At 30.3% G+C, this 22,354-nt stretch carries 17 protein-coding genes, 2 tRNA genes and 1 pseudogene; 6 read left to right on the top strand and 14 right to left on the bottom strand.

The genetic code is table 11. The annotated features are described in order from the left end of the window. The first annotated feature begins 81 nt into the window (after positions 1-81). Together ELQ10_RS06090 and ELQ10_RS06085 are read left to right on the top strand one after the other, a co-directional pair. Positions 82-1,944 (top strand): aryl-sulfate sulfotransferase, encoded by a 1,863-nt coding sequence (locus ELQ10_RS06090; RefSeq protein ID WP_134250328.1) that lies wholly within the window; start codon positions 82-84, stop codon positions 1,942-1,944. An 84-nt stretch (positions 1,945-2,028) separates the two neighbouring features. After that, positions 2,029-2,670: a thiol:disulfide interchange protein DsbA/DsbL gene (locus ELQ10_RS06085; protein ID WP_002865931.1), complete on the top strand. Its 642-nt coding sequence runs from the start codon at positions 2,029-2,031 to the stop codon at positions 2,668-2,670. Positions 2,671-2,703: 33 nt separating this feature from the next. Here the strand turns inward: ELQ10_RS06085 and ELQ10_RS06080 are convergent, their stop codons facing one another. Beyond that, on the bottom strand, positions 2,704-3,690 hold the full coding sequence (locus tag ELQ10_RS06080) for a c-type cytochrome (protein WP_134250327.1): 987 nt from the start codon (positions 3,688-3,690) through the stop codon (positions 2,704-2,706). 209 nt (positions 3,691-3,899) lie between these two features. On the opposite strand from ELQ10_RS06080, the pseudogene ELQ10_RS08560 reads away from it, so the two are divergent. Next, positions 3,900-4,050, top strand: a pseudogene (locus ELQ10_RS08560) (hypothetical protein). Here ELQ10_RS08560 and ELQ10_RS06070 read toward each other — a convergent pair. The 5 genes from ELQ10_RS06070 to ELQ10_RS06050 are packed head-to-tail and all read right to left on the bottom strand — an operon-like array spanning position 4,028 to position 8,509. Continuing rightward, complete coding sequence (locus ELQ10_RS06070; protein WP_002856997.1) at positions 4,028-4,660, bottom strand: hypothetical protein; 633 nt, start codon at positions 4,658-4,660, stop codon at positions 4,028-4,030. The pseudogene ELQ10_RS08560 and the gene ELQ10_RS06070 overlap by 23 nt on opposite strands. After that, complete coding sequence (locus ELQ10_RS06065; protein ID WP_002852415.1) at positions 4,657-4,899, bottom strand: hypothetical protein; 243 nt, start codon at positions 4,897-4,899, stop codon at positions 4,657-4,659. The genes ELQ10_RS06070 and ELQ10_RS06065 overlap by 4 nt, the downstream gene beginning before the upstream one ends. Continuing rightward, on the bottom strand, positions 4,883-5,929 hold the full coding sequence (locus ELQ10_RS06060; RefSeq protein ID WP_134250326.1) for a DHH family phosphoesterase: 1,047 nt from the start codon (positions 5,927-5,929) through the stop codon (positions 4,883-4,885). The genes ELQ10_RS06065 and ELQ10_RS06060 overlap by 17 nt, the downstream gene beginning before the upstream one ends. An 8-nt stretch (positions 5,930-5,937) precedes the next feature. Then, a complete protein-coding gene (gene flhA, locus ELQ10_RS06055; protein ID WP_002852599.1) occupies positions 5,938-8,112 on the bottom strand; it encodes a flagellar biosynthesis protein FlhA in 2,175 nt (724 codons plus the stop codon). Beyond that, positions 8,099-8,509 (bottom strand): RrF2 family transcriptional regulator, encoded by a 411-nt coding sequence (locus ELQ10_RS06050; RefSeq protein WP_002852609.1) that lies wholly within the window; start codon positions 8,507-8,509, stop codon positions 8,099-8,101. Before ELQ10_RS06050 ends, flhA begins: the two co-directional genes overlap by 14 nt. Positions 8,510-8,683: 174 nt before the next feature. On the opposite strand from ELQ10_RS06050, the gene rpsO reads away from it, so the two are divergent. Next, positions 8,684-8,956: a 30S ribosomal protein S15 gene (rpsO, locus tag ELQ10_RS06045; protein ID WP_002852579.1), complete on the top strand. Its 273-nt coding sequence runs from the start codon at positions 8,684-8,686 to the stop codon at positions 8,954-8,956. An 86-nt stretch (positions 8,957-9,042) separates the two neighbouring features. Here the strand turns inward: rpsO and ELQ10_RS06040 are convergent, their stop codons facing one another. Continuing rightward, a complete protein-coding gene (locus ELQ10_RS06040; RefSeq protein ID WP_134250325.1) occupies positions 9,043-11,883 on the bottom strand; it encodes a DNA translocase FtsK in 2,841 nt (946 codons plus the stop codon). Positions 11,884-11,992: 109 nt separating this feature from the next. Further along, positions 11,993-14,245, bottom strand: coding sequence for a flagellar hook-associated protein FlgL (gene flgL, locus ELQ10_RS06035; protein WP_070304808.1), 2,253 nt, complete (start codon positions 14,243-14,245; stop codon positions 11,993-11,995). A gap of 180 nt (positions 14,246-14,425) precedes the next feature. On the opposite strand from flgL, the gene ELQ10_RS06030 reads away from it, so the two are divergent. After that, a tRNA-Leu gene (locus tag ELQ10_RS06030) sits at positions 14,426-14,512 on the top strand. Positions 14,513-14,522: 10 nt separating this feature from the next. Next, positions 14,523-14,597 (top strand) — tRNA-Gly (locus tag ELQ10_RS06025). Between the two features lie 29 nt (positions 14,598-14,626). Here the strand turns inward: ELQ10_RS06025 and abc-f are convergent. The 6 genes from abc-f to ELQ10_RS05995 are packed head-to-tail and all read right to left on the bottom strand — an operon-like array spanning position 14,627 to position 22,232. Then, the gene (gene abc-f, locus ELQ10_RS06020) at positions 14,627-16,558 is read right to left on the bottom strand and encodes a ribosomal protection-like ABC-F family protein (RefSeq protein ID WP_134250324.1); all 1,932 of its coding nucleotides are present in this window, start codon (positions 16,556-16,558) and stop codon (positions 14,627-14,629) included. A gap of 3 nt (positions 16,559-16,561) precedes the next feature. Continuing rightward, positions 16,562-17,851 carry a HAMP domain-containing sensor histidine kinase gene (locus ELQ10_RS06015; RefSeq protein WP_052834390.1) on the bottom strand — a complete coding sequence of 430 codons (1,290 nt, stop codon included), beginning with the start codon at positions 17,849-17,851 and terminating at the stop codon, positions 16,562-16,564. Continuing rightward, positions 17,845-18,507, bottom strand: coding sequence for a response regulator transcription factor (locus ELQ10_RS06010; protein WP_052834389.1), 663 nt, complete (start codon positions 18,505-18,507; stop codon positions 17,845-17,847). The genes ELQ10_RS06015 and ELQ10_RS06010 overlap by 7 nt, the downstream gene beginning before the upstream one ends. After that, on the bottom strand, positions 18,494-20,077 hold the full coding sequence (gene serA, locus ELQ10_RS06005) for a phosphoglycerate dehydrogenase (RefSeq protein ID WP_134250323.1): 1,584 nt from the start codon (positions 20,075-20,077) through the stop codon (positions 18,494-18,496). The genes ELQ10_RS06010 and serA overlap by 14 nt, the downstream gene beginning before the upstream one ends. After that, positions 20,074-20,562, bottom strand: a complete 489-nt coding sequence (locus ELQ10_RS06000; protein ID WP_134250322.1) for a hypothetical protein — start codon at positions 20,560-20,562, stop codon at positions 20,074-20,076. Before ELQ10_RS06000 ends, serA begins: the two co-directional genes overlap by 4 nt. Beyond that, positions 20,562-22,232, bottom strand: a complete 1,671-nt coding sequence (locus tag ELQ10_RS05995; protein ID WP_052834388.1) for a 30S ribosomal protein S1 — start codon at positions 22,230-22,232, stop codon at positions 20,562-20,564. The genes ELQ10_RS06000 and ELQ10_RS05995 overlap by 1 nt, the downstream gene beginning before the upstream one ends. Positions 22,233-22,354: the final 122 nt, after the last annotated feature.

The raw sequence follows: 22,354 nt of genomic DNA, 5'->3' as shown, positions 1-22,354 counted from the left end.
CAACAAATTATTTTTGTTGTGTATTATTAAAATTTTATTAAGCTATCTTAGGATGGCTTAAATAATTTTAAAGGATTGATCATGAGACTTAGCAAAACTCTTTGCATGGCACTTTTGGCGGGTTCTACCCTACTTGCACCTAATGCTTTAATGGCCATGGGTGGTCCTAGTGGAGCGAAAATAGATTGGCAAATTCAAGGACAAATAGGCGCGATTAAAATGAATCCTTATGGATTGTCTCCTTTGACCGCTATTATTATGGACAATGGTTATGTCTTAAGTGATATAAAAGTAACCATTGTTCCTAAACCAAATGGTCAAACTATTTCTTATAATGTGAATTCTAAAATGGCTAAGACTTATGGTGGAATTCCTATTTTTGGACTTTATCCTTCTTATTTAAATACAGTAAAGGTAAGCTATACTAAAACTGCAAATGGTAAAAGTCAAAAAGTCATTGATGAGATTTATAAAATTACAACTCCAGGGGTTAGCATAGAACCAAGTGGAAGTACTGATCAAAGAGGAACTCCTTTTGAAAATGTGAAAGTATTAAAAATGAATCCAAAATTTTCAGACAGGTTATATTTAGTAAATAATGCTCCTGGAAAACAATCTGGCAAAGGCTCACAATCTGTATGGAATAATCCTGTAGGTGGTGCTATGGAATGGGATGAAAATTCAAATGTCTTTATCATAGATACCAAGGGTGAAATCAGATGGTATTTTGATAACGATAAATTAATGAACTGGGATAATATTTACAATCGTGGAATTATGATGGGTTTTCATCAAAACAAAGATGGAGCTTTAACTTGGGGATTTGGTCAAAGATATGTAAAATACGATATCTTAGGAAGAGAAATTTTCAATCGCAAATTACCTGCTACCTATATAGATTTTTCTCATGCTATGGACAATATGCAAAATGGGCATTATTTATTAAGAGTAGCTTCAGCAAATACTTTGCGTCCAGATGGTAAGCATGTACGCACAGTGCGTGATACTATTGTAGAAGTAGATGAGAATGGTAATGTTGTTGATGATTGGAGATTGTATGAGATTTTAGATCCTTATAGAAGTACCATTATCAAAGCTTTAGATCAAGGTGCAGTGTGTTTAAATATAGATGCAAGCAAAGCGGGTAAAACTTTAAGCGATGAAGAGCTTGCCAAAATGGATGAAAGCGACAAATTTGGAGATATAGCAGGTACAGGTATAGGTAGGAATTGGGCTCATGTAAATAGCGTTGATTATGATCCAAGTGATGACAGTATTATTATTTCTAGTCGCCATCAAAGTGCTGTTGTTAAAATTGGTCGTGATAAAAAAATAAAATGGATTTTAGGGGCACATAAAGGGTGGAATAAAGAATTTCAAAAATATTTATTGCAACCTGTAGATAAAAATGGCAAAAAAATTGTTTGTGATGATGATTATAGCAAATGCCCAGGTTATGAAAATGACAATGGTGGATTTGATTTCACTTGGACGCAACATACAGGCTGGAGAATTGATAGTAAATCAAACAAGCGTTATATTTATATAAGTGTTTTTGATAATGGTGATGCAAGAGGAGCTGAACAACCTGCGTTTGCAAGTCAAAAATATTCTCGTGCTGTAATTTATAAAATCGATCAGCAAAATAAAACTGTGGAACAAATTTGGGAATATGGTAAAAATCGTGGAAATGAATGGTTTTCTCCTGTAACTTCTCTAACTCAATATGAACCAGATAAAGATTCTATTATGGTTTATAGCGCAACAGCTGGAATGGCTTTTGATCTTAGCAAAGGTGTAAGTCTTGGGGAACCAAAACCTGAAATTGATGAATTTAACTGGGGTGCTAAGGAGCCTTCGGTTCAAATTCAATTTAGCGGTTCAGGCACGGGTTATCAAGCAATGCCTTTTAGTGTTGATCAAGCATTCAATCCTAAAAAATAACAATAAGCCCAAAAATAAATTTGGGCTTATTTATTTTTTTAAATAAAATTATCTTTGAAAATTTTATTTAACCAAGGATATAATATGCGTAAATTTTTTTGCAAATTTGTTTTAACGCTTGTATTTTGTTCAAGTTTTGCATTAGCAAATAATAGTTTTATTACCCTTAATCCAAGTTTACCCAACTCTGAAAATAGTGTAATAGAAGCATTTTCTTATAAATGTATACATTGTTATAATCATCATAAATTTGGAACTCTTGAAAAACTGAGAGAAGCTTTTCCAAATTTACATTTTAAACTCTATCCTGTAAGTTTAATGAATGGGGAATTTTCCAAAGAAATGAATGAGCTTTTTGCCTTTGCTCAATACAAAGATGAGCAAAATGGTAAAGATGCGAGTTATTCTGATAGTTTATCTCATAAACTTGCTGATGTTTATTTTGTTTCTTATTTTTTAAACAAGCAAAGAAATTTTTCAAATTTAGATGAATTTTACGACATAGGTTTAAAGGCTATGAATGTAAATAAAAATGAAGTATTAAATTTTTTAAATACCCCAAAAGCTAAAGAAATTTTAAGCGAGTTTCAAAGAGCTAATGATATAGCTAAAACCTATGGCACCCCTGCTTTTGTTGTTAATGGAAAATATCAAATTAACCCAAGTGCAATCAATTCAATGCAAGATTTAGAAGATCTAGTTAAAAAATTAAGCAATATGAAATAATAAATTTTTAAGGCAATAAAAATTGCCTTAAAATTATTTTTTGATCATATTTGTATAAGGTCCATAGCGATGTTGGGTTGTAGAAAAGCTATCATCATAAGGTCCTACATCCATATCTAAAGGCTTAACTTTTCTATCTGGAAAGTCTTTATCTCTATTTGCTTTAATAGGGCGAGCTTGTGAATTCATGTAAGCTGCTACATCATAAGCATCTTCAAGACTTAAGTCAGACGCACCTTGAGGCATATTTTCTTTAATATAAGAAGCAGCTTTGATAAGACGATACATTCCAGCTCCTGTATTATAACTATCATCACCCCAAAGTGGTGGATAAAGATAATACGCCCCTGCACTATCCTCATTTTTAAGCCCTAAGCCATTTTCTTGATGACAAACGGCACATTTATCCATATAAATTGCCTTGCCTTTTTTAGGATCAGCTGCTCTTGAGATGAAATCTATTTTCTTAAGTCCCTGCCCTTCTATCTTAGCTCCTACTGGAACTCCTTGAGATAACCATTGCATATAAGTTAGCATGGCTTTCATTTCAGGCGCATCACTAGGCATTCTTTTGCCATTCATAGAGCGTTCAAAACAGCCATTGATCCTATCTGCTAAGGTAATTACTTTATCTCCTCTGGCATTATATTGTGGAAATCTTGCCCAAATTCCTACAAAACCCGATTGATTTTGCACACTTCCACCATTAGCATGACAGCTTGAACAAGAAAGATTATTTCCTGCAAATCTTTTTTTAGGATCTTTGGCCTGTGGACCCACATATTTGCTTGTTTCATTAAGAATTTTATTTCCTAAAATAACCATTTTGCTATATTCTGAATTTTTTGGCATCTTAGTTTCATCTATAGTGCCATCTTCATTTAATGCCTTAGGTAAATTCCATTTAGCAGTAGGCAGGTCAATACCTGTTGCACTCTTGGTTTTTTCCAAATTTGGATCTAAGGCTAAAGCACAACTTCCACATAACAACAAAGTTAAAACTATAGAAAATTTATTCATCAATTTTCCTCCTTATTTTGCGTAATTTAAATTCAGTATAAGACTTTATTTAGAAAAAGTCAATAAAACCTAATTACATTTTAAGAAAAAAGCTTTAAACCTTAAAATAATATTCATTTATATTTAAAATAGAACTTATAAATATTTAAAGCAAAAATAAAGTTTTTTCGCTATAATAAAATCTTGCAATATTTTTAAAGGTTAGGTTAATGAAAAATTTAAGCATTCAAGAAAAAAAAGACTTAGACAACTGTGTTTTTCAAAATCTTGGAAGGCAAGATACTTTTGCTTTAAGTGCGATTTTTAAAAATTTTTATTTAAAAATTAAAGCATTTATTTATTCTAAATAATACCACTTAAAATCTTTTTTTGTGTAGGAAAGATCTTTAAAAGAAGGCGATTGGATAAATAGTTTACACTCTTTATCCAAATTTTCTATTCCGTATATTTTCATAGCCATTCTTGAGTCATGTCTTGTAAGTTCTATTCCAACGCAAGCTTGATTGTTGATTTTGTAAAGTAAAGTGCCACCGTCTTTTTCATCTATATTTAAAATATCCAAATTCTTATTTTTACTCATATCTTTTACGTCTTTACTAAAAGAATATCGGAGTTTATAATATATCATAATATCCTGCATGGTATTTTTCAAATTTTGTAAATTTTCATTAATCAAGTATCCATTATTTTTATAAAGTTTTAAAAAATCTTCATTAAGAAATTTTTGAAAACTTTCATCTTTGGATAATTTTTGACAAGAATTATAGCTATTTAAAATTCTAACTTGACCAGCTTCTATTAAAAGTTCAAGGCAATCTTTATTTTCTTGTGAAAATTGTACTAATTTAACTTCTTGAATCTTAAAATCTTTATTTGGTTTTTTTTCATAAGCAAAATCATTTAATTTTTCATAAATATTGGCAAAACTTAAAGAATATAAACTAAAAAAAATTAAAATACACTTTTTCATTGAAAAAAATCTTTGTATTTATTTTTTAGAAATTCCACAACTTCTAAAATTTCATCAACCCCTTCTTTGTTGGAATTTTCGAGCACATTATCTATATTATCAATATAAGCTTCTATTGCATTTTCTAATTTTTCTCTTTTAACTCCAGCGTATAAAAGCATAGCTTCTAAAACTATGCTAAGCTCATATTGTAAATCTTCTAGTTCATTTTTTAAGGTTTTATTATTGTTTTGATTCATTGTTTCCCTTTTTAAGTTCTTTGCTTTTAATTAAATCAATAATTTGAGCCTTAATATGATTATAATTTGCCCCATCTTTAAATGTCGCAAAAAGTCCACCACTAGCATTTTTATGTCCACCGCCACCTACTAAATTTTTAGCCATTAAACTTACATCTATTTTTCCATTTGCACGAAAACTTAAGGTTTTTCTAGAACTAACATCAATAAAAAAGTCATAATCAGGATTTTTTACTAAAAAATCATTTCCAATAACAGAAGTATTGCCTATATTTGAAGTTAAGATGCCTTTATGGCCTTCATATTCTATGCTGAAATTTTCTTTTAGCTCACTTAGTTTTTTAACTACAAAATAAGAAATTAAATTAGAAAGAGTATCATCATTTTTTCTGGCAAAATAATCCTTTTTTATAAAATGAGTAGCATTATCGAGTAAAATATTCGCATTTTCTTTTCCTATAAATTTCCAAGCCTTATCAAGCAAGAAAAACATATAATCGATTTGAGATTCTTTAAACATCACGCGATTTATTTCTTTTGCATTGGCAATCAAGCCTAAAAAAACCTTTCCAAGTTCAAAATTTTCATCCTCGCTTAGCCAAATATCAACAGCATTAACTACATCAACAAATTTTGAAAGTTCTAAAACAGGAGTGCAGATTTTAGAGAAAAAATCATAAACGATTTTAGTTGCACATCTTTTAGAATCAAGTAAATACCAAGAATATTTTTGAGCACATTCTTCGCCACTTTGATGATGATCAAGAAGAAAAATTTTAATATTTTTCTCTTTGCAAATTTTTTCAAATTCTTCGCATTGATTTAAATTTAAATTTAAATCTGTTATTAGAATAATAGCTTTTCCGAAATTTTCATCTTTTTCTATATCGCCTATAATAGAGTTAAAATTTTCATTAATTTCTTTACCATAATTAGAATTATAAAATCTCACATTTTTAAAATAAAAATTTACTATAAATTGACAAGCATAACCATCAAGATCTGTATGCGAAAGATGATAAATTTTCATTATATTCCTTAAAGTTCTATCCTAATAATACCCTCGGTATTAAAATTTGTATTTTCTGCAATTTCTGCAAAACTTAACACTACTATATTAATGCTAAAATTATAACAAATATCAGCAATGAATTTTCTAAGCTGCGGTTCAACGCAAAGTATAAAAGGCTTGATACGACCATTTGCTACCGCGGCAACTTCAGCCCTTAGAGTATCTACTAAAGTGCCTGTTTGAGCTACACTTAAAGGCAAGTGATAACTTCCATCTCTAAATTGTACATTTTCCATTAAAACTGCAGAGCTAGCAGAGTCTAAGATAAAAATATCCAAATTTCCTTTATCATCTAAATACATATTTGTAATCATCCTAGCTAAAGACGCCCTTACATGTTCAATAATCATATCAAAACTCTTGCTTACTTCTGCTATATCGCTTACAGATTCTAAAATAGTAAGCATATCTTTAATTGGTATGTGATGCTTAAGCAAGTCTTTGAGAATTTTTTGAATAAGACTTACAGGTGCAACACCTAAAGCACCTTCTACGATGATTGGATAATCATTTTTAACCTTATCAAGAAGATTTTGCACCTCTTGGCGTGTGAGAAGTTCGCTTGCGTGTGCTTTGATAAGTTCGCTCATATGTGTTGAAATAACACTTGCAGGATCTATTACTATATAGCCATTTAATGTTGCTTCATCTTTTAAATTCGCATCAATCCAAAGTGCATCAGAGTTAAAAGCGGGTTCTTTTGTAGCAATCCCTTCTATCTCTTCTGTGATAAAACCACTATCCATGGCTAAATATTTATCCGGATAAATTTCAGCACTTGCTATAGACACGCCCTTGAGTTTAAAACTATACTCATTTGGTTTAAGTCTTAAATTATCTCTTATTCTTATTTTTGGCATTAAAAATCCTAAACTTTCAGCAATACTTCTTCTCATTGAGCGAATTCTTTCTGTAAGTTCGTTTTCAGCAAGCTTAATAAGTCCGTATCCAAGTTCAAGTTCTAAAATTTCAACTTTGAGTATGTCGTTAATCTTGTGCTCTTCTTCTTTGAGAATTTCTTCTTCACTTTTCTTAGCAGGCGCTGCCGTTGTCCCACCTGCTCCACTTTGAGATGCAGCTGCGGCACTTGGTTTGCTTTTTTTAACTGTAGTTATATCAATTTTACCTTCCTTAACCTGCTTGGTAAGATAGCCAAGGCTTAAAAATACTAAAGCCATAAAACCTAAAGATAAGGTTGGTAAGCCAGGTACTAACGCAAAGATAAAAAGTACAAAACCTACTATTAAAAGCGTGCGATATTCGCTTAAAAGTTGAGTTAAAGTTCCTTCTGCAAAATTTTCCTCATCTTTGCTTGCACGAGTGATAATTATAGCGGTTGCAGTAGAAGTAATAAGTCCTGGAATTTGCGATACAAGTCCATCACCTATGGTTAAAATAGTATAAGTAGATGCAGCATCGCTTAAAGCCATATCGTGCTGAAAAGATCCTATTAAAAAACCACCTATGATATTTATAATAGTTATGATAATTCCCGCAACAGCATCTCCTTTGATAAATTTAGAAGAACCATCCATTGCTCCATAGAAGTTTGCTTCAGCAATAACTTCTTGACGTCTTGCTCTAGCGGTTTGTTCATCAATAAGTCCTGCATTTAAATCCGCGTCAATAGCCATTTGTTTACCTGGCATCGCATCAAGTGTAAATCTTGCTTGTACTTCAGAAACCCTTGTGCTACCTTTTGTTACAACCATGAAATTAATCAATACTAAGATACAAAATACAATCACACCAATGACCATATTTCCACCAACAACAAATTCTCCAAATGCTGCTATAATCTCACTCACGGCTTCAGGACCGTTTTGTCCTTCGCTTAAAATCATCCTTGTAGTAGCTATATTTAATGAAAGTCTAAATAAAGTAATAATCAAGATTAAAGTTGGAAAAGTTGTTAAATCTGTCGGTTTGGGTATATAAATAGAAATTAAAATAATTAATACCGATAAAGCTATGCTTAAAGCTAAGAAAAAGTCCAAAATAGGACTTGGTAAAGGAACTATAATAATAGCTAAAATACAAACTAAAAAACCAACAATAGTTAAGCTTTTAGCTTTTAAAACAGGAGCAATTAAAGGCCCCAAGAAAGGAAAAACTAAATCGACTATTTTATTTTTTGCCATTATTTTTCATAATATCTTCTAAAGTAATAGAATCTAAAAATTCATCTACTTTATTTTGTAAATTTACTAACATAGGCATTAAGGTGCAATTTTCTTCTTTATTATTTGGACAAGTACCACCACTGCATTCAAATACACTGATATCCTTTTTTTCGGCACTATTAACAATTTCTTTTATAGTATATTGACTTGGTTCTTTGATTAAAACAAAACCACCTTTTGCCCCTTTAAAGGATTTTAACAAGCCATCTTTAGCTAAAGTTTGTAAAATTTTAGCTAAAAAACTTTTAGGAATATCAAGCTCTAAAGCTAAAGAATCTACATCTTGAGGTGTTTCTTTTTGAGAAATATAAATTAAAGAAAGTAAAGCGTATTCGCTAGCTTTGGTAAATAGCACAGATTCTCCTTATTATAACTACAGAAATAGCTGTAATTATAATAAATAATTCTTAGAAAAAGACTTAAATTTTGACAAAACCTTCTAAAAAAGATAAATTCAGTTTATTTTTTGCTTTTTAAGATAAAATTACAGTTCTTTAATTTTATTATTTTACCAATCAGGAGGTCTATCATGGCTTTGGATTCGGCCAAAAAAGCAGAAATAGTTGCGAAATTCGCTAAAAAACCAGGTGATACTGGTTCAACAGAAGTTCAAGTAGCTCTTTTAACTGCAAGAATTGCAGAACTTACAGAGCATTTAAAAATCTACAAAAAAGACTTTTCATCAAGATTAGGACTTTTAAAACTTGTAGGTCAAAGAAAAAGACTTTTATCTTATCTTAAAAGAAAAGATTATAATTCTTATAGTAAGTTAATTACCGAATTAAATCTTAGAGATAAATAATTTTAAGCCCTTTTTACGGGGCTTTTATCTTTGTAAATTTCTTCTTTTGTAATTAGTTTTTATATCAAAAAAATAAAAAGAAAATCTTATAAAATTTCCCTTTGTCCTTTGGCATCAGGTTCGCTTAAAACTCCATTTTGAGTAAGTTGTTCAATAATGTTTGCAGAGCGGTTATAGCCGATTTTTAAACGGCGTTGCAAATAAGAAATACTTGTTTTTCCATCTTCTAAGATTACTCTTTTAGCTTCCTCATAAAGCTCATCTACTTCCCCATCAAAGCTTTCATTTGTTGTAACACCCACGCTTTGCTGATCTTTTAAAAAGCTTTCATCATATTCTACGCTTTGTTGATCTTTTAGAAAATCCACGATTTTTTCTATTTCAAATTCGCTTGCAAAAGGCGCATGCAAACGCACTATAGAGCTTGTTCCAGGAGGAGTAAATAAGCAATCCCCTCTTCCAAGTAAACTTTCTGCACCCATAGCATCTAGGATAACTTTAGAGTCGATTTTTTGTCCTACTTTATAAGAAATTCTACTTGGTAAATTCGCTTTGATCAGTCCTGTTACAACATCAACAGAAGGTCGTTGTGTGGCTACAATCAAGTGAATTCCACTTGCTCTTGCCATTTGTGCAAGTCTTCCTATATAAAATTCTACATCTTTACCTGCAGTCATCATTAAATCAGCAAGTTCATCAATAATTACTACAATAAAAGGAAGTTCTTCGCCGCCTAATTCTTTCATTTTTTCATTGTAATTTTCTATATTTTTGGTTTTTGCATCAGCCATTAAACGATAGCGTCTTTCCATTTCAGCTACCATATTTGAAAGCGCATTGACTGCTTTTTTTGGATCTGTGATAACAGGAGTTAAAAGATGAGGAATGTCATTATAAATGCTAAATTCAAGCATCTTAGGATCTATCATCATCAAACGCAAGGTTTTTGGAGAGTTGCGATATAAAAGACTTAAAAGCATAGAATTTATCCCCACACTTTTACCGCTACCTGTCGTTCCTGCGATGAGTAAATGCGGAAGTTTTTTAAGATCGGTTACAAAAGCATTGCCTACTATATCTTTACCTAAGGCTATGGTTAAAGGACTTTTAGCGTTTTTAAAAACTTCGCTTTGTAAAATTTCTCTTAGATAAATAGTTTGAATTTCATCATTTGGGACTTCTATGCCTACAACATCTTTTCCTGGTATTGGAGCTTGAATACGGATTGATTTTGCCATTAAAGCCATAGTTAAATCATCTTGTAAATTTAAAATACGACTTACTTTTACATCTGCACTAGGACGAAATTCAAAAGTAGTTACCACAGGACCAACGTAAGTGCTTATAACATCGCCTCCTATTTTAAAACGACGCAACTTTTCAAGAAGATTGTAAATTTTTTTATCTATTTCACTTTCATTGATTTCTTGTCTATGCTCTTTTGGATTAGCTAAAAAATCTAATGGCGGCAAGGTGAAATCTTTTGGTTTTTCTACTTCGCCCTGCTCTATTTCACGCAATAAAGCTTGGTTAATAGCAATTTCTTTGGCTAAAACTGCTTTTTGAAGTTTAATTTCTTGATCATTTGTTTTTTTATCATCAATTTTAGTTTCTGTATTTTGAATAAAATCGAGTGTATTTTTTTCTTCTATAACTATTTCATTTATATTTTTTATAGGAGTAGGTTCTATATAAGGATGATTTAACTCTTCTACAATGGGAGCAAATTCAAAGATATTGTCTGCTTTATCTGGATTTTTATTTTCATTTATTTTGTTTGATTCTTCTGTTTCTGTTTTAATTGTTTTTGGGCTATTAAAACTATATTTACTCCCTTCTATAATATCGCTTGAATTTATTGCATCATATTCTTCTAATTTTTTAATTTCTTGTTTTACTTTATTTTCTAAAATTTCATTTTGATAGGCTTTGTATTCTTGTTCTAGTTTTTCTTTTTTTATCAAATTCTCTCTAAGTTCAAGCTCTTTTGTAAAAATTTTTGGTTTAACTTCTTGTTTGGAAACTGAAATTTCAATATTTTTACGCTTATAACTTGGCTCATCTAAATTTTTATTTGTATCTATTTGCTTTATATCTTCAAGTTTTTTAGGTTTTAAAAAACGTTCAGGAATCATATCTACCTCTTCTTCTGAAATAAAATTAAAATCTTCATCAAGACTAATGCTCATTTTACTAGCTTTTTGTGCGAAATTTCGCACTTGTTGAGAATGCTCATGAACAAAACTTCTTGATTCTTTTAAACTTTGTTTATCAATCTCTATGGTTTCATCTAAAATTTGATTTTTTAGTTTTTCAAAATTTTCCTTAGCTGTGGTAATTGAATTTTTACTTGCGTTGATATTGCTATCTTTAATTATCTGTTCTAAGTTATTGGTTTTTTCTTTTTCATTTATTTGTGAATTTTCGTATATATTATCTTGTAAAATATTTAATTTTGGCGCCATAGGTTCTGATTTGCCTATATCTTCTTTCTCATTTTCTCCACCAAATACACGCATAAGTAAAGATTTAAAAGCTTGCTCTACTTTTAATAAATAAGTAAAATCTAATTCTATTTTTAAAATTTCTTTTGCAAATTTTGGAAACAATAAGATCAAAGAAAATAGCAAAAGCAAAAGAGCGAAAATTCCACTCCCTGTATGCCCTAAGATTATAGAAAAAAATCCATATACAATTTCTAAAATATACCCAAACCCTCTATAAAAGACAGAAAATAAAAGCAAAGCAGAAAAAAAGGCCAAAGAAAAACCAAAAAGCTCTCTACGCTTAAAATTTTCTATTTTATAATTTTTTTTATAATAGAGATAATTTAATATAAGCAAAGAAAATGGATAATAATACCCAAATTCTCCAAATAAAAATAAATTAGCCTTGTAAACCCATTCTCCCATGCTAGGTGCTAGCATACAAAGACAAAGATAAAAAATAACAAGTGTAGAGCTGGTAAAAATGGCTTCTTTTTTAATATTCTTTCCTTGAAAATAAAATCAAAGCCAAATTATACCATAAAAAATTTTACATATAATTTAATAAGCTAAGTTGGGAAATTGTTGTACTAGCTTTAAGAGAAGCTTGATATGCAAGTTGAACTTGCATTAAATTCATCATTGCTTCACCATAATCTACATCAATAACATTTGATTTGATAGATTGTACATTTACGCTTAAAAAAGTAGAACGAGTATTTACATCTTCTATTGTGTTGTGATATGCACCCATAGTTGTATTAAGCTTGCTAATGTGATCTGCTAAATGATCAAGCCTTTCTAAAGCTCCTTGCATACCTGTATTTCTAGGATCTTCACTTTCAGAATCTGCTCTCATATTGCCTTTTAAAACAGCATCAATCATTGAATCTAAATCTTTAATAATATCCACATTTGGCTCATCAATAACCAAAGAGTTGTTTGCACTAAAACTAAAGTTTGGACCATTTGTTACTGAAGAAGTTGTGCTAAATGGTGGTTGTGGAAAGTGGCCACTTTGAGAATCACTAAGAGAAATTTCTATATTAGTGCCTGAAGAAAGTTTATCAGTAACACTAATACGACCTTTATAATCCATACTTACATCAACAGTAGCTTGTGAATCTTTCATGAGTTGTTGTAAATTATTATAACCATTTGCATCAACTTTTCCATTTGTGGCTGTTATACTTTGGGTTGGAATTTTATCTGCAGCAAACATACCTATAATATCATTAATTTGACCATAAGTAATATCATTTGATCCTGTAACAACTCCACTATTTCCAGTTGCAGGATCGGTATGGGTTATAGGAAAACTTATAGTTTGACCTGGATTATTAGGATCAGGATAGCTTACAGTTGAAGTTTGTAAATTTATAGTAACATCGTAAGAATTTCCACCTTTGGAATTGACTTTTAAATTTAAAGTAGTACCATTTAGGCTATCTCCTGCCATTACCTCGCTAAGTTTGGTTGAATCAGTTGCATAAGCATTGCTTCCTTTGATAACTTGAGAAACATTACCATAAACAGTATTTCCATTTTTTTCAAAATATACATTATCATAATCAGCCCCATTAGTAGCATTTCCATCTGTATCTGTCATTTTACTTTTGATAAAATCAGTTTGTTTTAAATCGATTTCAAAGTCTTGTCCGTTGATTTGAATGGTTACAGGGCTGTTTAATTTTGTTATATCTCCGTTATTAGGATTTCCTAGTGCAGCAGTCATTACCCTGTTTGTAACATCTTCCATTGTAATGCCTTCATCCTGTGCTGCTTTGATAATATTATTTAATTCAGTTTTATCATCAGCTTGTGGTGTGAAAGCTACAGCGTGAAAATCGAGTTTATTATTACCTTGCTTTAGATCTGTAATTTGAATTTGACCACTATCATTCATACTTACTTCTACTACTTTATTATTTGGAGTATTACCATAAAGAGCTCCGATATTTTCCATTACATCTTCTAAAGTATCTTCAGGTTTTACAAGTACAGCACTTTTAAAGCTTGTTCCATCAGGTTTAGTACCTTGAACATAAAGAGTTGTTGGAGGAAAATCTAGCTTGCTATCATCATATTCGAAGTCTTTGTCAGCATCTAAGCTATTATCTTTTACATAACCTTGTCCGATAAGCTGTTGCCATTTAGAATCTCCTGTGAGATATTTAGTTTTATCAGGATTTTGAGTAAGATCCCAACGATTATCTGTAAAACTAACATTGGTGCTTATTTGTTTTTTATAATCTCCATCCGCTTTAAAAAATAAATCCCAACCTGGTATATTGTATGGGCTTTCAGTTCCAGCTCCAGTTACTACATTAATATTATTTTTATCTCCATAATAATTTCCATTAGAATCAAAAGGTTTGTTTGCAACTTGAGAACCTGCAAAAAGATACTGACCATTAACACTGGTATTTGCAAGCTGAACTATACTTTCTTTTATGCGTTCTAGTTCTTTTGCTATAGCCTCTCTTGAGGTTTGAGAATTGCTATCGCTTGCAGCTTGAGTTACTTTAACTTTAAAATCTTCAAGAAGTTTAACCATGTCTTGTAAAGCTTTCATGCTATTTTGAGTCATTTCTTGAGCTCTACTAGTTGATTCTTTTACTTGTTCTAATGTTTTAATTTCATATTCAAGACGCGTATTATCTATATAAGTGCTTGCATCTTCATATGAATTTTGAATTTTTAAACCTGAAGCAAGTTGTTGAGATATCTGATATAAAGCACTTTGACCACCCATAGAATTATTCACACTATTTGTGAAGTTAAGTTTATTTGTAATTCTCATTTTTTTCCTCTAAAGTATTAAAGTTAAAATCTTTTCAAACATTGCTAATAGATAAAAGCAATAACTGTTCCAAAAATTTAAATTATATAATTTTATATCGTCTTTTCGAAAATACTTTTTATTTTTAAAGTATTTTTTAGCCTAAAAAAGTATAATTTTAGCTTTAAATCTTAAAAATTAGCCCGAGTGGTGAAACTGGTAGACGCGCCAGACTCAAAATCTGGTAAGGGCAACCTTGTGTCGGTTCGAGTCCGACCTCGGGCACCACTTATTTTTTGCGGGAATAGCTCAGGGGTAGAGCACAACCTTGCCAAGGTTGGGGTCGCGAGTTCGAATCTCGTTTCCCGCTCCATAGAGTAAAAAAATATAAAATCTTTTTAATTATAAATTCTCGCTTTTCTCTAATACTAAAAAATACTCATTTTCTAGAATTTCAAGTTCTTTTTGCATTACTTCAAGTTCTTGATAAAGCTTGTTAATACCTATTTCTTGATATACATTTGGATCGGATAAATCTTGATTTAATTTAGCTATCTTTTGCTCTAAAAAATCTATTTTTTCAGGATGATTTTTTAATATCTCATTTTCTTTGTAGCTTAATTTTTTAGAGCTTTTTTCTTTTTGGTTATTATTTTGCTCTTGGGTTTGAAGCTCTAAAGCAAAATTATCCAATTCTTCAATTTCTTTTTCATTTTCAAGATATTCAGTGTAAAGAGTGTGTAAAATATTTATATATCCATTTCCCTCAAAAGCATAAAGTTTTGTTGCGATTTTATCAACAAAGTATCTATCGTGCGATACTAGCAAAATAGCCCCTTCAAAACTGAGTAAATATTCTTCTAATATATTAATCGTAGCTATATCAAGATCATTAGTTGGCTCATCTAAAATCAAAACATCATATTCTTTAGTAAAAAGCAAGGCTAAAGCAACGCGATTTTTCTCTCCGCCACTTAAAAGAGCCACGCTTTTATCTAAAAATTCCTTAGGAAATAGAAAATTTTTCAAATATCCATAAACATGCATATTTTTACCACGAACTTCAACCCTATCTCCACCATTGGGACAAAAAATTTCAAGCAAGCTTTTATCAGAATTTACCAAGCTTCTAGCCTGATCAAAATATCCTATCTTAAGCTCTCCACGTTTTATTTCGCCGCTATCTTGTTTGATTTGTCCTAGAAGAATTTTTAACAATGTTGATTTCCCACAACCATTTCTTCCTACGATAGCTATGCGTTCACCTTGTAAAATACGCGTTGAAAAATCTTTAAAAAGATTTTTATTGTTTATATTTTTGCTTATATTTTTAAGCTCAAAAAGCATTTTTTTACGATTGATCGTTTTTTCTCCATTAAAATTTAAAGCCGCTCTTGAAATTTCAAGTTTTAAGCGTTTGATTGCTCCGGGATTTTTTTTCGCTTCTTCACGCATTTTAAAAATGCGTTCTTTTCGTCCTTCATTTCTTTTAAGTCTTGCTTTAACCCCTCTTCTAAGCCATTCTTCTTCGCTTTTTAATTGCTTTAAAAGAGTTTCATGGCTCTTAGCAAGGCTTTGTAAAATTTGTGTTTTTTTCTCTAAATAGTTTGCATATCCGCCTTTAAAAATACTAAGTTTACCCTGCTCTATTTCTACACACTTGTGTGCTATAGCGTCAATAAAATATCTATCATGGGAAATAAAAATCACACACATCTTTGAATTTTTTAGCAATTCCTCCAAAAAGCTTGTCATATATACATCTAAATGATTAGTTGGTTCATCAAGCAATAAAATATCAGGATTTTTTAGCAAAAGTATGCAAAGTCCAACGCGGCGTATTTCTCCGCCACTTAAAGTAGATATAATGCGATTTTCATACTCAAGCAAACTAAATTCTTTTAAAACGCGTATTATTTTAGATTCTATATTCCAAGCATCTTTACTATCAATCAAAGTCATAAGTGTATCTATTTTTTTAAGATGATCTTTATTGCTAGGATCTTCTTCTAATTTTTTATGCAGTATTTCATATTCTTCTAAAGCATTGTAAATTTCTGCAAGCTCTTGCTTGATAGCTTCTTTTACACTTAAATTTGCATTAAAATCAACGGTTTGTGAAAGCATGGCTATACTTTTGCCATTTTGTTTTATTACTCTACCGCTATCTAAAGGAAGTGTGCCTAAAAGCGTTTTTAAAAAAGTAGATTTTCCTTCTCCATTTTTGCCTATAATAGCAATCTTTTCTCCCTCGTTTGCACTAAAATTTGCTTCATTTAAAACTATTTTGTCTCCAAATTTTTTTGAAGCTTCAATTAAATCTATAAGAGCCATTTTTTATCCTTGACTGAGTTTAAAGCTAAAACTAGAACCATAGCCTAAAGTGCTAGAAATTTCAAGATAACTTTTATGTATATTTAAAATTTTCTTTACTAAAAAAAGTCCTAAACCAAAAGAATTATCGCTTTTTACATCAATTTTATAAAATTTTTTTGTAATCAATTTTATTTTATCTTCTTCTATGCCTTTTCCAAAATCTTGCACTATTATTTTTTGATCTCTTGCTGTTAAAATGACTTCTTTTTGACTATATTTTAAAGCATTAGAAAGCAAATTTATAATCACTTGCTCGATTAAAAATTCATCAGCCTTAACTTTCGTGCTTTTACCTTGCAATACAACTCTTTCAAAGCCTGGGTTTTTAGTGATTTTTTCACATAGAAAAAAAAGATCAAATTCTTGCATTTGCAAGGCTTCACTATTAAGATTGAAAACAAAATTAAGCTTATGGGTCAAAGCATTAAGTTTAATGCTTTGACGCGAAATTTTTTCTAGCAATTCCTTTTTTAATTTTTTATCTTCTAATTTCTCATCTTTTAATATTTCTAAGCTAAGATCAATCACGCTTAAAGGATTTTTAAGCTCATGTGAAATAGCAGAAATCACGCTAGCAAGCTGAGTATTTTTTAAAGTGATTTTATCGCTTTGTTTTTTATTTTTTTGGGTATTCTTTAGAATTTTATCCTTAGTTTTTAAAAGTTTCTCATTTAGTAAGTTAAATTCTTTAAACATTCCTTTTTCTAATATAACAACTTTATGATCACTTATAGAATCCAAAAAATCCAAAATTTTATTAAAATTTTTCTCTATTCTTCTACCTAACAACAACATCAAAATAAAAACAAACAGCAAGCACACTCCAAAACCGATTGCTATTTTTGTCCAAAAAAGTTCTAAATCTAAAAAACGAGGATAAACAATAATAATATATTTATATCCTTTGTAAATAAAGCTTTTGGTAAGAATTTTTTTTGAATTGAAATTTAAAATTTCTCCTTCTTTAAGATTAGAAAAAAAATCAGGATTTTTTACAGAACTTATTTTCATATCATTGTTTAGGATAATAAAATCAGCCCTAGTATCTTTAGCAAAATCTTTAATATTGGCATCATTTAAATGCTCTAAGAGAGAAAATTTTAAAACATCATTAAGGCTTTTGATTTTTTGTTCATATTGTTTTATAAGCAAGAAATTAAGATAAGAATTAGTAAAAGTATAAAAAATAAACCCAAAAATCAAAGCCAATACAACAAAAAAAACTATAAAAATATTTTTAGTTTTTAGCATAATTTATAGCCAACACCCCTAACGCTTATAATATGATCTTTTAGTTTTGGAAATTTATTTCTAAGTCTTGTTAGAGCTATATTGATTGTTTTATCACTTGTAGTATCATCTTTCCAAACACTTTCGCTTAAAAATTGTCTAGTAAGCAAGGTATTTGGATTTTCAAAAAAACATTTTAAAAGCTCATAGTCAAGATTTGAGATTTCTAATTTTTGATTTTTGTAAAAGAATTCATAATTAGCCAAATCTAAAATAAAATCACCAAAAGATAGCTTTTCTTCTTCTTTCTTATGGCGTTTTAAAATTGCTTTAATGCGAAGCAAAAGCTCATTAAAATCAAAAGGTTTGCAAACATAATCATCACAACCACTTTCAAAGCCTTCGAGCAAATCTTGATGTAAAGCCTTGGCTGTAAGAAAAATAACTGCTTCTTTATATCCTTGCTCTCTTAAATCTTGAATTTTTTCTAAAGAATCTCCACTGGGCAAATTTCTATCGACTATTACAAGATCGATTTGCTCATTATCGAGCAAATCTTCAACTCCAAAAAAATCCACTAAAGATATAACTTCATAACCACTAGATTTCAACTTTAAAACAAGCAGTTCGTTTAAATCTATATCATCTTCTATAATTAAAATTTTAAATTTCAACATATTGGACAAATACACACGCCTCTAATTGTTTTAGTTCATCTAATACTTCTTTTTGAACTTTTTCATCAATCAAAACAACAGCCAAAGCATACCCAAAACCATCTCTACCAAGCCTAAAATCAGCTATGTTGATATTTTTAGCTGCCAAAACGGAACTGATTTTAGCTATAACTCCTGGTATGTCTTTGTTTTTAAAAATAATCATTTTCCCTTTTGGCTTAAAATCAGTTTTAAAGCCATTTAATCCAACTATGCGTTGTTCATTTTCATTAAACACTGTTCCTGAAACACTGATATTTGAATTTTCGGTGATAATTTTAACACTAAGTTTATTATTATAACCACTATTTGGAAGAGTTTCGCAAGATAATTCAACTCCTTTTTCTTTGGCTACAAATTCTGCATTAACATAATTAATTTTCTCTCCTAAAATTCCACCCAAAGCACCAACAGCTGCAAAGGTTAGCATAGAATTTGCATACTCGCCAATAATTCCTTCAGCCTCTAATTTAATACTTTTTATCGGATTTTTATCAATTTGAACAGCTAAAAAAGCCATTTTAGAAACAAGTTCTATATAAGGAGCTACAAAAGGTGGTAAATCTTCAGTTTTAATTGGTAAATTTAAGGCATTAGGATAAGCTACGCCTCGTGCTGCACTTAATGCTTGCTCACAAGCTTCTCTTGCGATATTATCTTGACTTTCTAAAGTATTTGCTCCTAGGTGAGAAGTAACCGAAATATTTTCAAAGTCTAAAAGAGGATGATTAGTCGCGGGTTCTTTATCGAACACATCTATACCAAGCCATGCTATTTTACCACTTTTTAAACCTTCATATAAAGCCTCTTCTGTGTACAATCCTCCGCGAGCACAATTTATTAATCTTATTCCATCTTTCATTTTTGCAATTTCTTGCTTTCCTATCACACCATTGGTTTCTTTGGTTTTTGGTGTGTGAATGGTAATAAAATCACTTTTTTCTAAAATTTCATCCAAATTTTTTGCTTGCTCCATATCTAAATCTGTAATCTTAGAAGCAGAAATATACGGATCATAGGCTAAAATTTTCATACCAAATGCTTTAGCGCGGATAGCTACTCTTGAACCTATATTTCCAAAACCTATAACCCCTAGGGTTTTGTTCATCAATTCAATGCCATACCATTTTTCTCTTTCCCATTTTCTTTCAATTTTTAAAAAATTATGAGCATTGACAAAGCTTCTAGCTGATGTTAAAAGATGTGCCATTGTTAGTTCAACTGTGGCAATAGTATTTGCAGTTGGGACATTCATCACAATCACTCCTCTTTTAGAACACTCTGGAATATCAACATTATCTACGCCCACCCCAGCACGCACAAGCGCTTTTAATTTTTTGGCATGATTTAAGAAATTTATATCTACATCTGTAGAACTTCTAGTAATAGCAACTTCAACATCGCTTAGCATTTGCATAAGTTCATCTTTTGGAACTTTTGCAGCTTCTATAAGCTCAATATCTTCAGCTTTTCTTAGAATATCGACACCTTTATCCAAAATAGCATCACATACTATAATCTTTTTTTTCATAACCAAATTTCCTTTACTTCTGTATTTATTTTATATTTTTTTAATTCTTTGATAATATCATCTATAAGTTTTTCATTACCTGTATCCAAAAAGATTTCTGGACTATCACCTGATTTAAGAAGAAAATACTTCACATTAAAAGAATTTAAAGTCTGTCTTAAGCAAAACATAGAATAAATATCATATTTTCCAACTATAAGTTGATAATATTTATTTTTCTCCTTAAGCTCGCTAGTATCCGCATCAAAATATAAGGTAAATTTTTCTGCTGCTGGGGTAAAATCTCTTGTAGGCCATTTTGCTAATTCTTCTTGCCATGAAAGATCTTGATTTTGGGTTTGAATGCTTGGCTGTGTATTTGTATCTTTAGCAAGTTGTGGAATGAAATTTACATTAGCTTTAAATTGCCAAAGCAATGTAAAAACAACAGCAAGCAAAATGAGTAATAAAATACTCAAAATGCTTATTGTAATGTATTTTTTCATTAAGCTAGCTGATCTTTAATGATATCACCTAAAGTCACTTTATCATCATTATTGATTTCATTAAGAACTTCTCTTTCTTTCATTCTAACAAGATTTTTAACACTTAGGCGAATTCTATTTTTCTTTTCATCAATAAAAACTATAGCAGCTTCAATATCGTCGCCAATTTTTAAATTTTCAAGCATAGAAGTGCTTATATCTTCTTTATGAATTAAAGCATCAACATTTTTACTTAGCTCTACAAAAACACCAAAATCTTTAATATCACGGATAGTGCCTTTTACAATATCGCCGACTTTATGAATTTTGGCATATTCTTGAACTGGAGAGCTGCTTAATTCTTTTGTGCTTAATGATATTTTTTGGTTTTCTTCGTCTATTTTGATAATTTTTACCTTGATTTTATCTCCTTGGGAGAATTTATCTTTGCATTTATCGTTTCTATCCCAAGAAGCATCTTCATTATGCAATAAACCTTCAATACCACCAAGTTTAACAAATGCACCAAAAGAAGTTACTGAGGTAATTTCTCCTTCAACCACATCTGCAATTTTATAAGATTTCATAAATTCATCAAAAGGTCTAGAAAGTAAATTTCTTAAAGAAACCCTTAAGCGTCTTTCATTTGGATTGATTTCAATTACTTCAACATCAATTTCTTGACCTTTGTTGATATAATCTTTTGGATTTTTAATATTTTTATCCCAAGAAATTTCACTAATATGTAAAAATCCTTCTATATCATTTCCTAAATCTACAAAAGCACCATAAGGCTCTATATTTGATACTATTACTTTAATGGTATCACCTACATCAAGAGTATCTTTTATCTCGCTCCATGGATCAGGTAAAGCCGCTTTTATAGATAAGGATAAATGTTTGCGTTCTTTATCATACTTTATTACTTTAACTGGAACTTTATCGCCCTCTTTATAAAGTGTTCCAGGGTTTACAGGTCCTTTGTAAGAAATTTCGCTGTAATGAACAAGGCCATCAACACCTCCTACATCTACAAACATACCATAAGTGGTAATTTTTTTCACAATACCTTCAATTAAATCTTCTTGTTGTGCTACATTATTGATCAATTCTTTGCGTTTTCTTCTCTCATCATCTAAAGTTTTTTTACGAGAAACAATGATACTTTGCTCATCTTTGTCGATTTTAATAATTTTAACTTTAAACGTTTTGCCTATAATATTATTTGTTTCTTTGAAGCCATATTGAGATTTTGGTAAGAAAAATTCAACATCATTTTCATCAACAACTATCAATCCGCCTTTATTTTTTCCAACTACTTTTATGGTAAAAATATCATCTTGATTTTCTTGATAGTTTTTAATAAATTCAATAACTTTTTCTTTTCTCAAAGCTTTTTTATGAGAAAGTAAAGATCTGCCACCACGAGAACCCATAACAGCAACTTTAATACTATCGCCTACATTAAATAATAGCTTAGAATTGTCATCTTGTATTTCGCTAAGAGCTAAAATACCTTCAGATTTTTTACCTATATCTACATAAACTTCATCATTTTTGATCTCTACAATCACACCCTCTGTTGTAGCCTCTTCTCTTGATTTATCGAAAGCCTCCAAAAGCTGTCCAAAATCTTCTTCCTCAAGATAATCATCTACGCCGCCTTGAACTTTTTTGTTCACCTCGCTCATTATGGTCCTTTAAAATAATTTTTAGAAATTGATTGATTTTACCTTATTTTTCTTTAATTAGTGTTAAGTTTTTTTATTTTTGTTAATTTTTTTTAAATTTTTGACTTTTTTATTCTATTTGA

The sequence above is a fragment of the Campylobacter sp. US42a genome (assembly GCF_004379055.1).
In the GTDB taxonomy this organism is placed as follows: domain Bacteria; phylum Campylobacterota; class Campylobacteria; order Campylobacterales; family Campylobacteraceae; genus Campylobacter_D; species Campylobacter_D jejuni.
The sequence above is the reverse complement of the archived record's forward strand: the minus strand, read 5'-3'. Positions and strand labels throughout refer to the sequence as shown.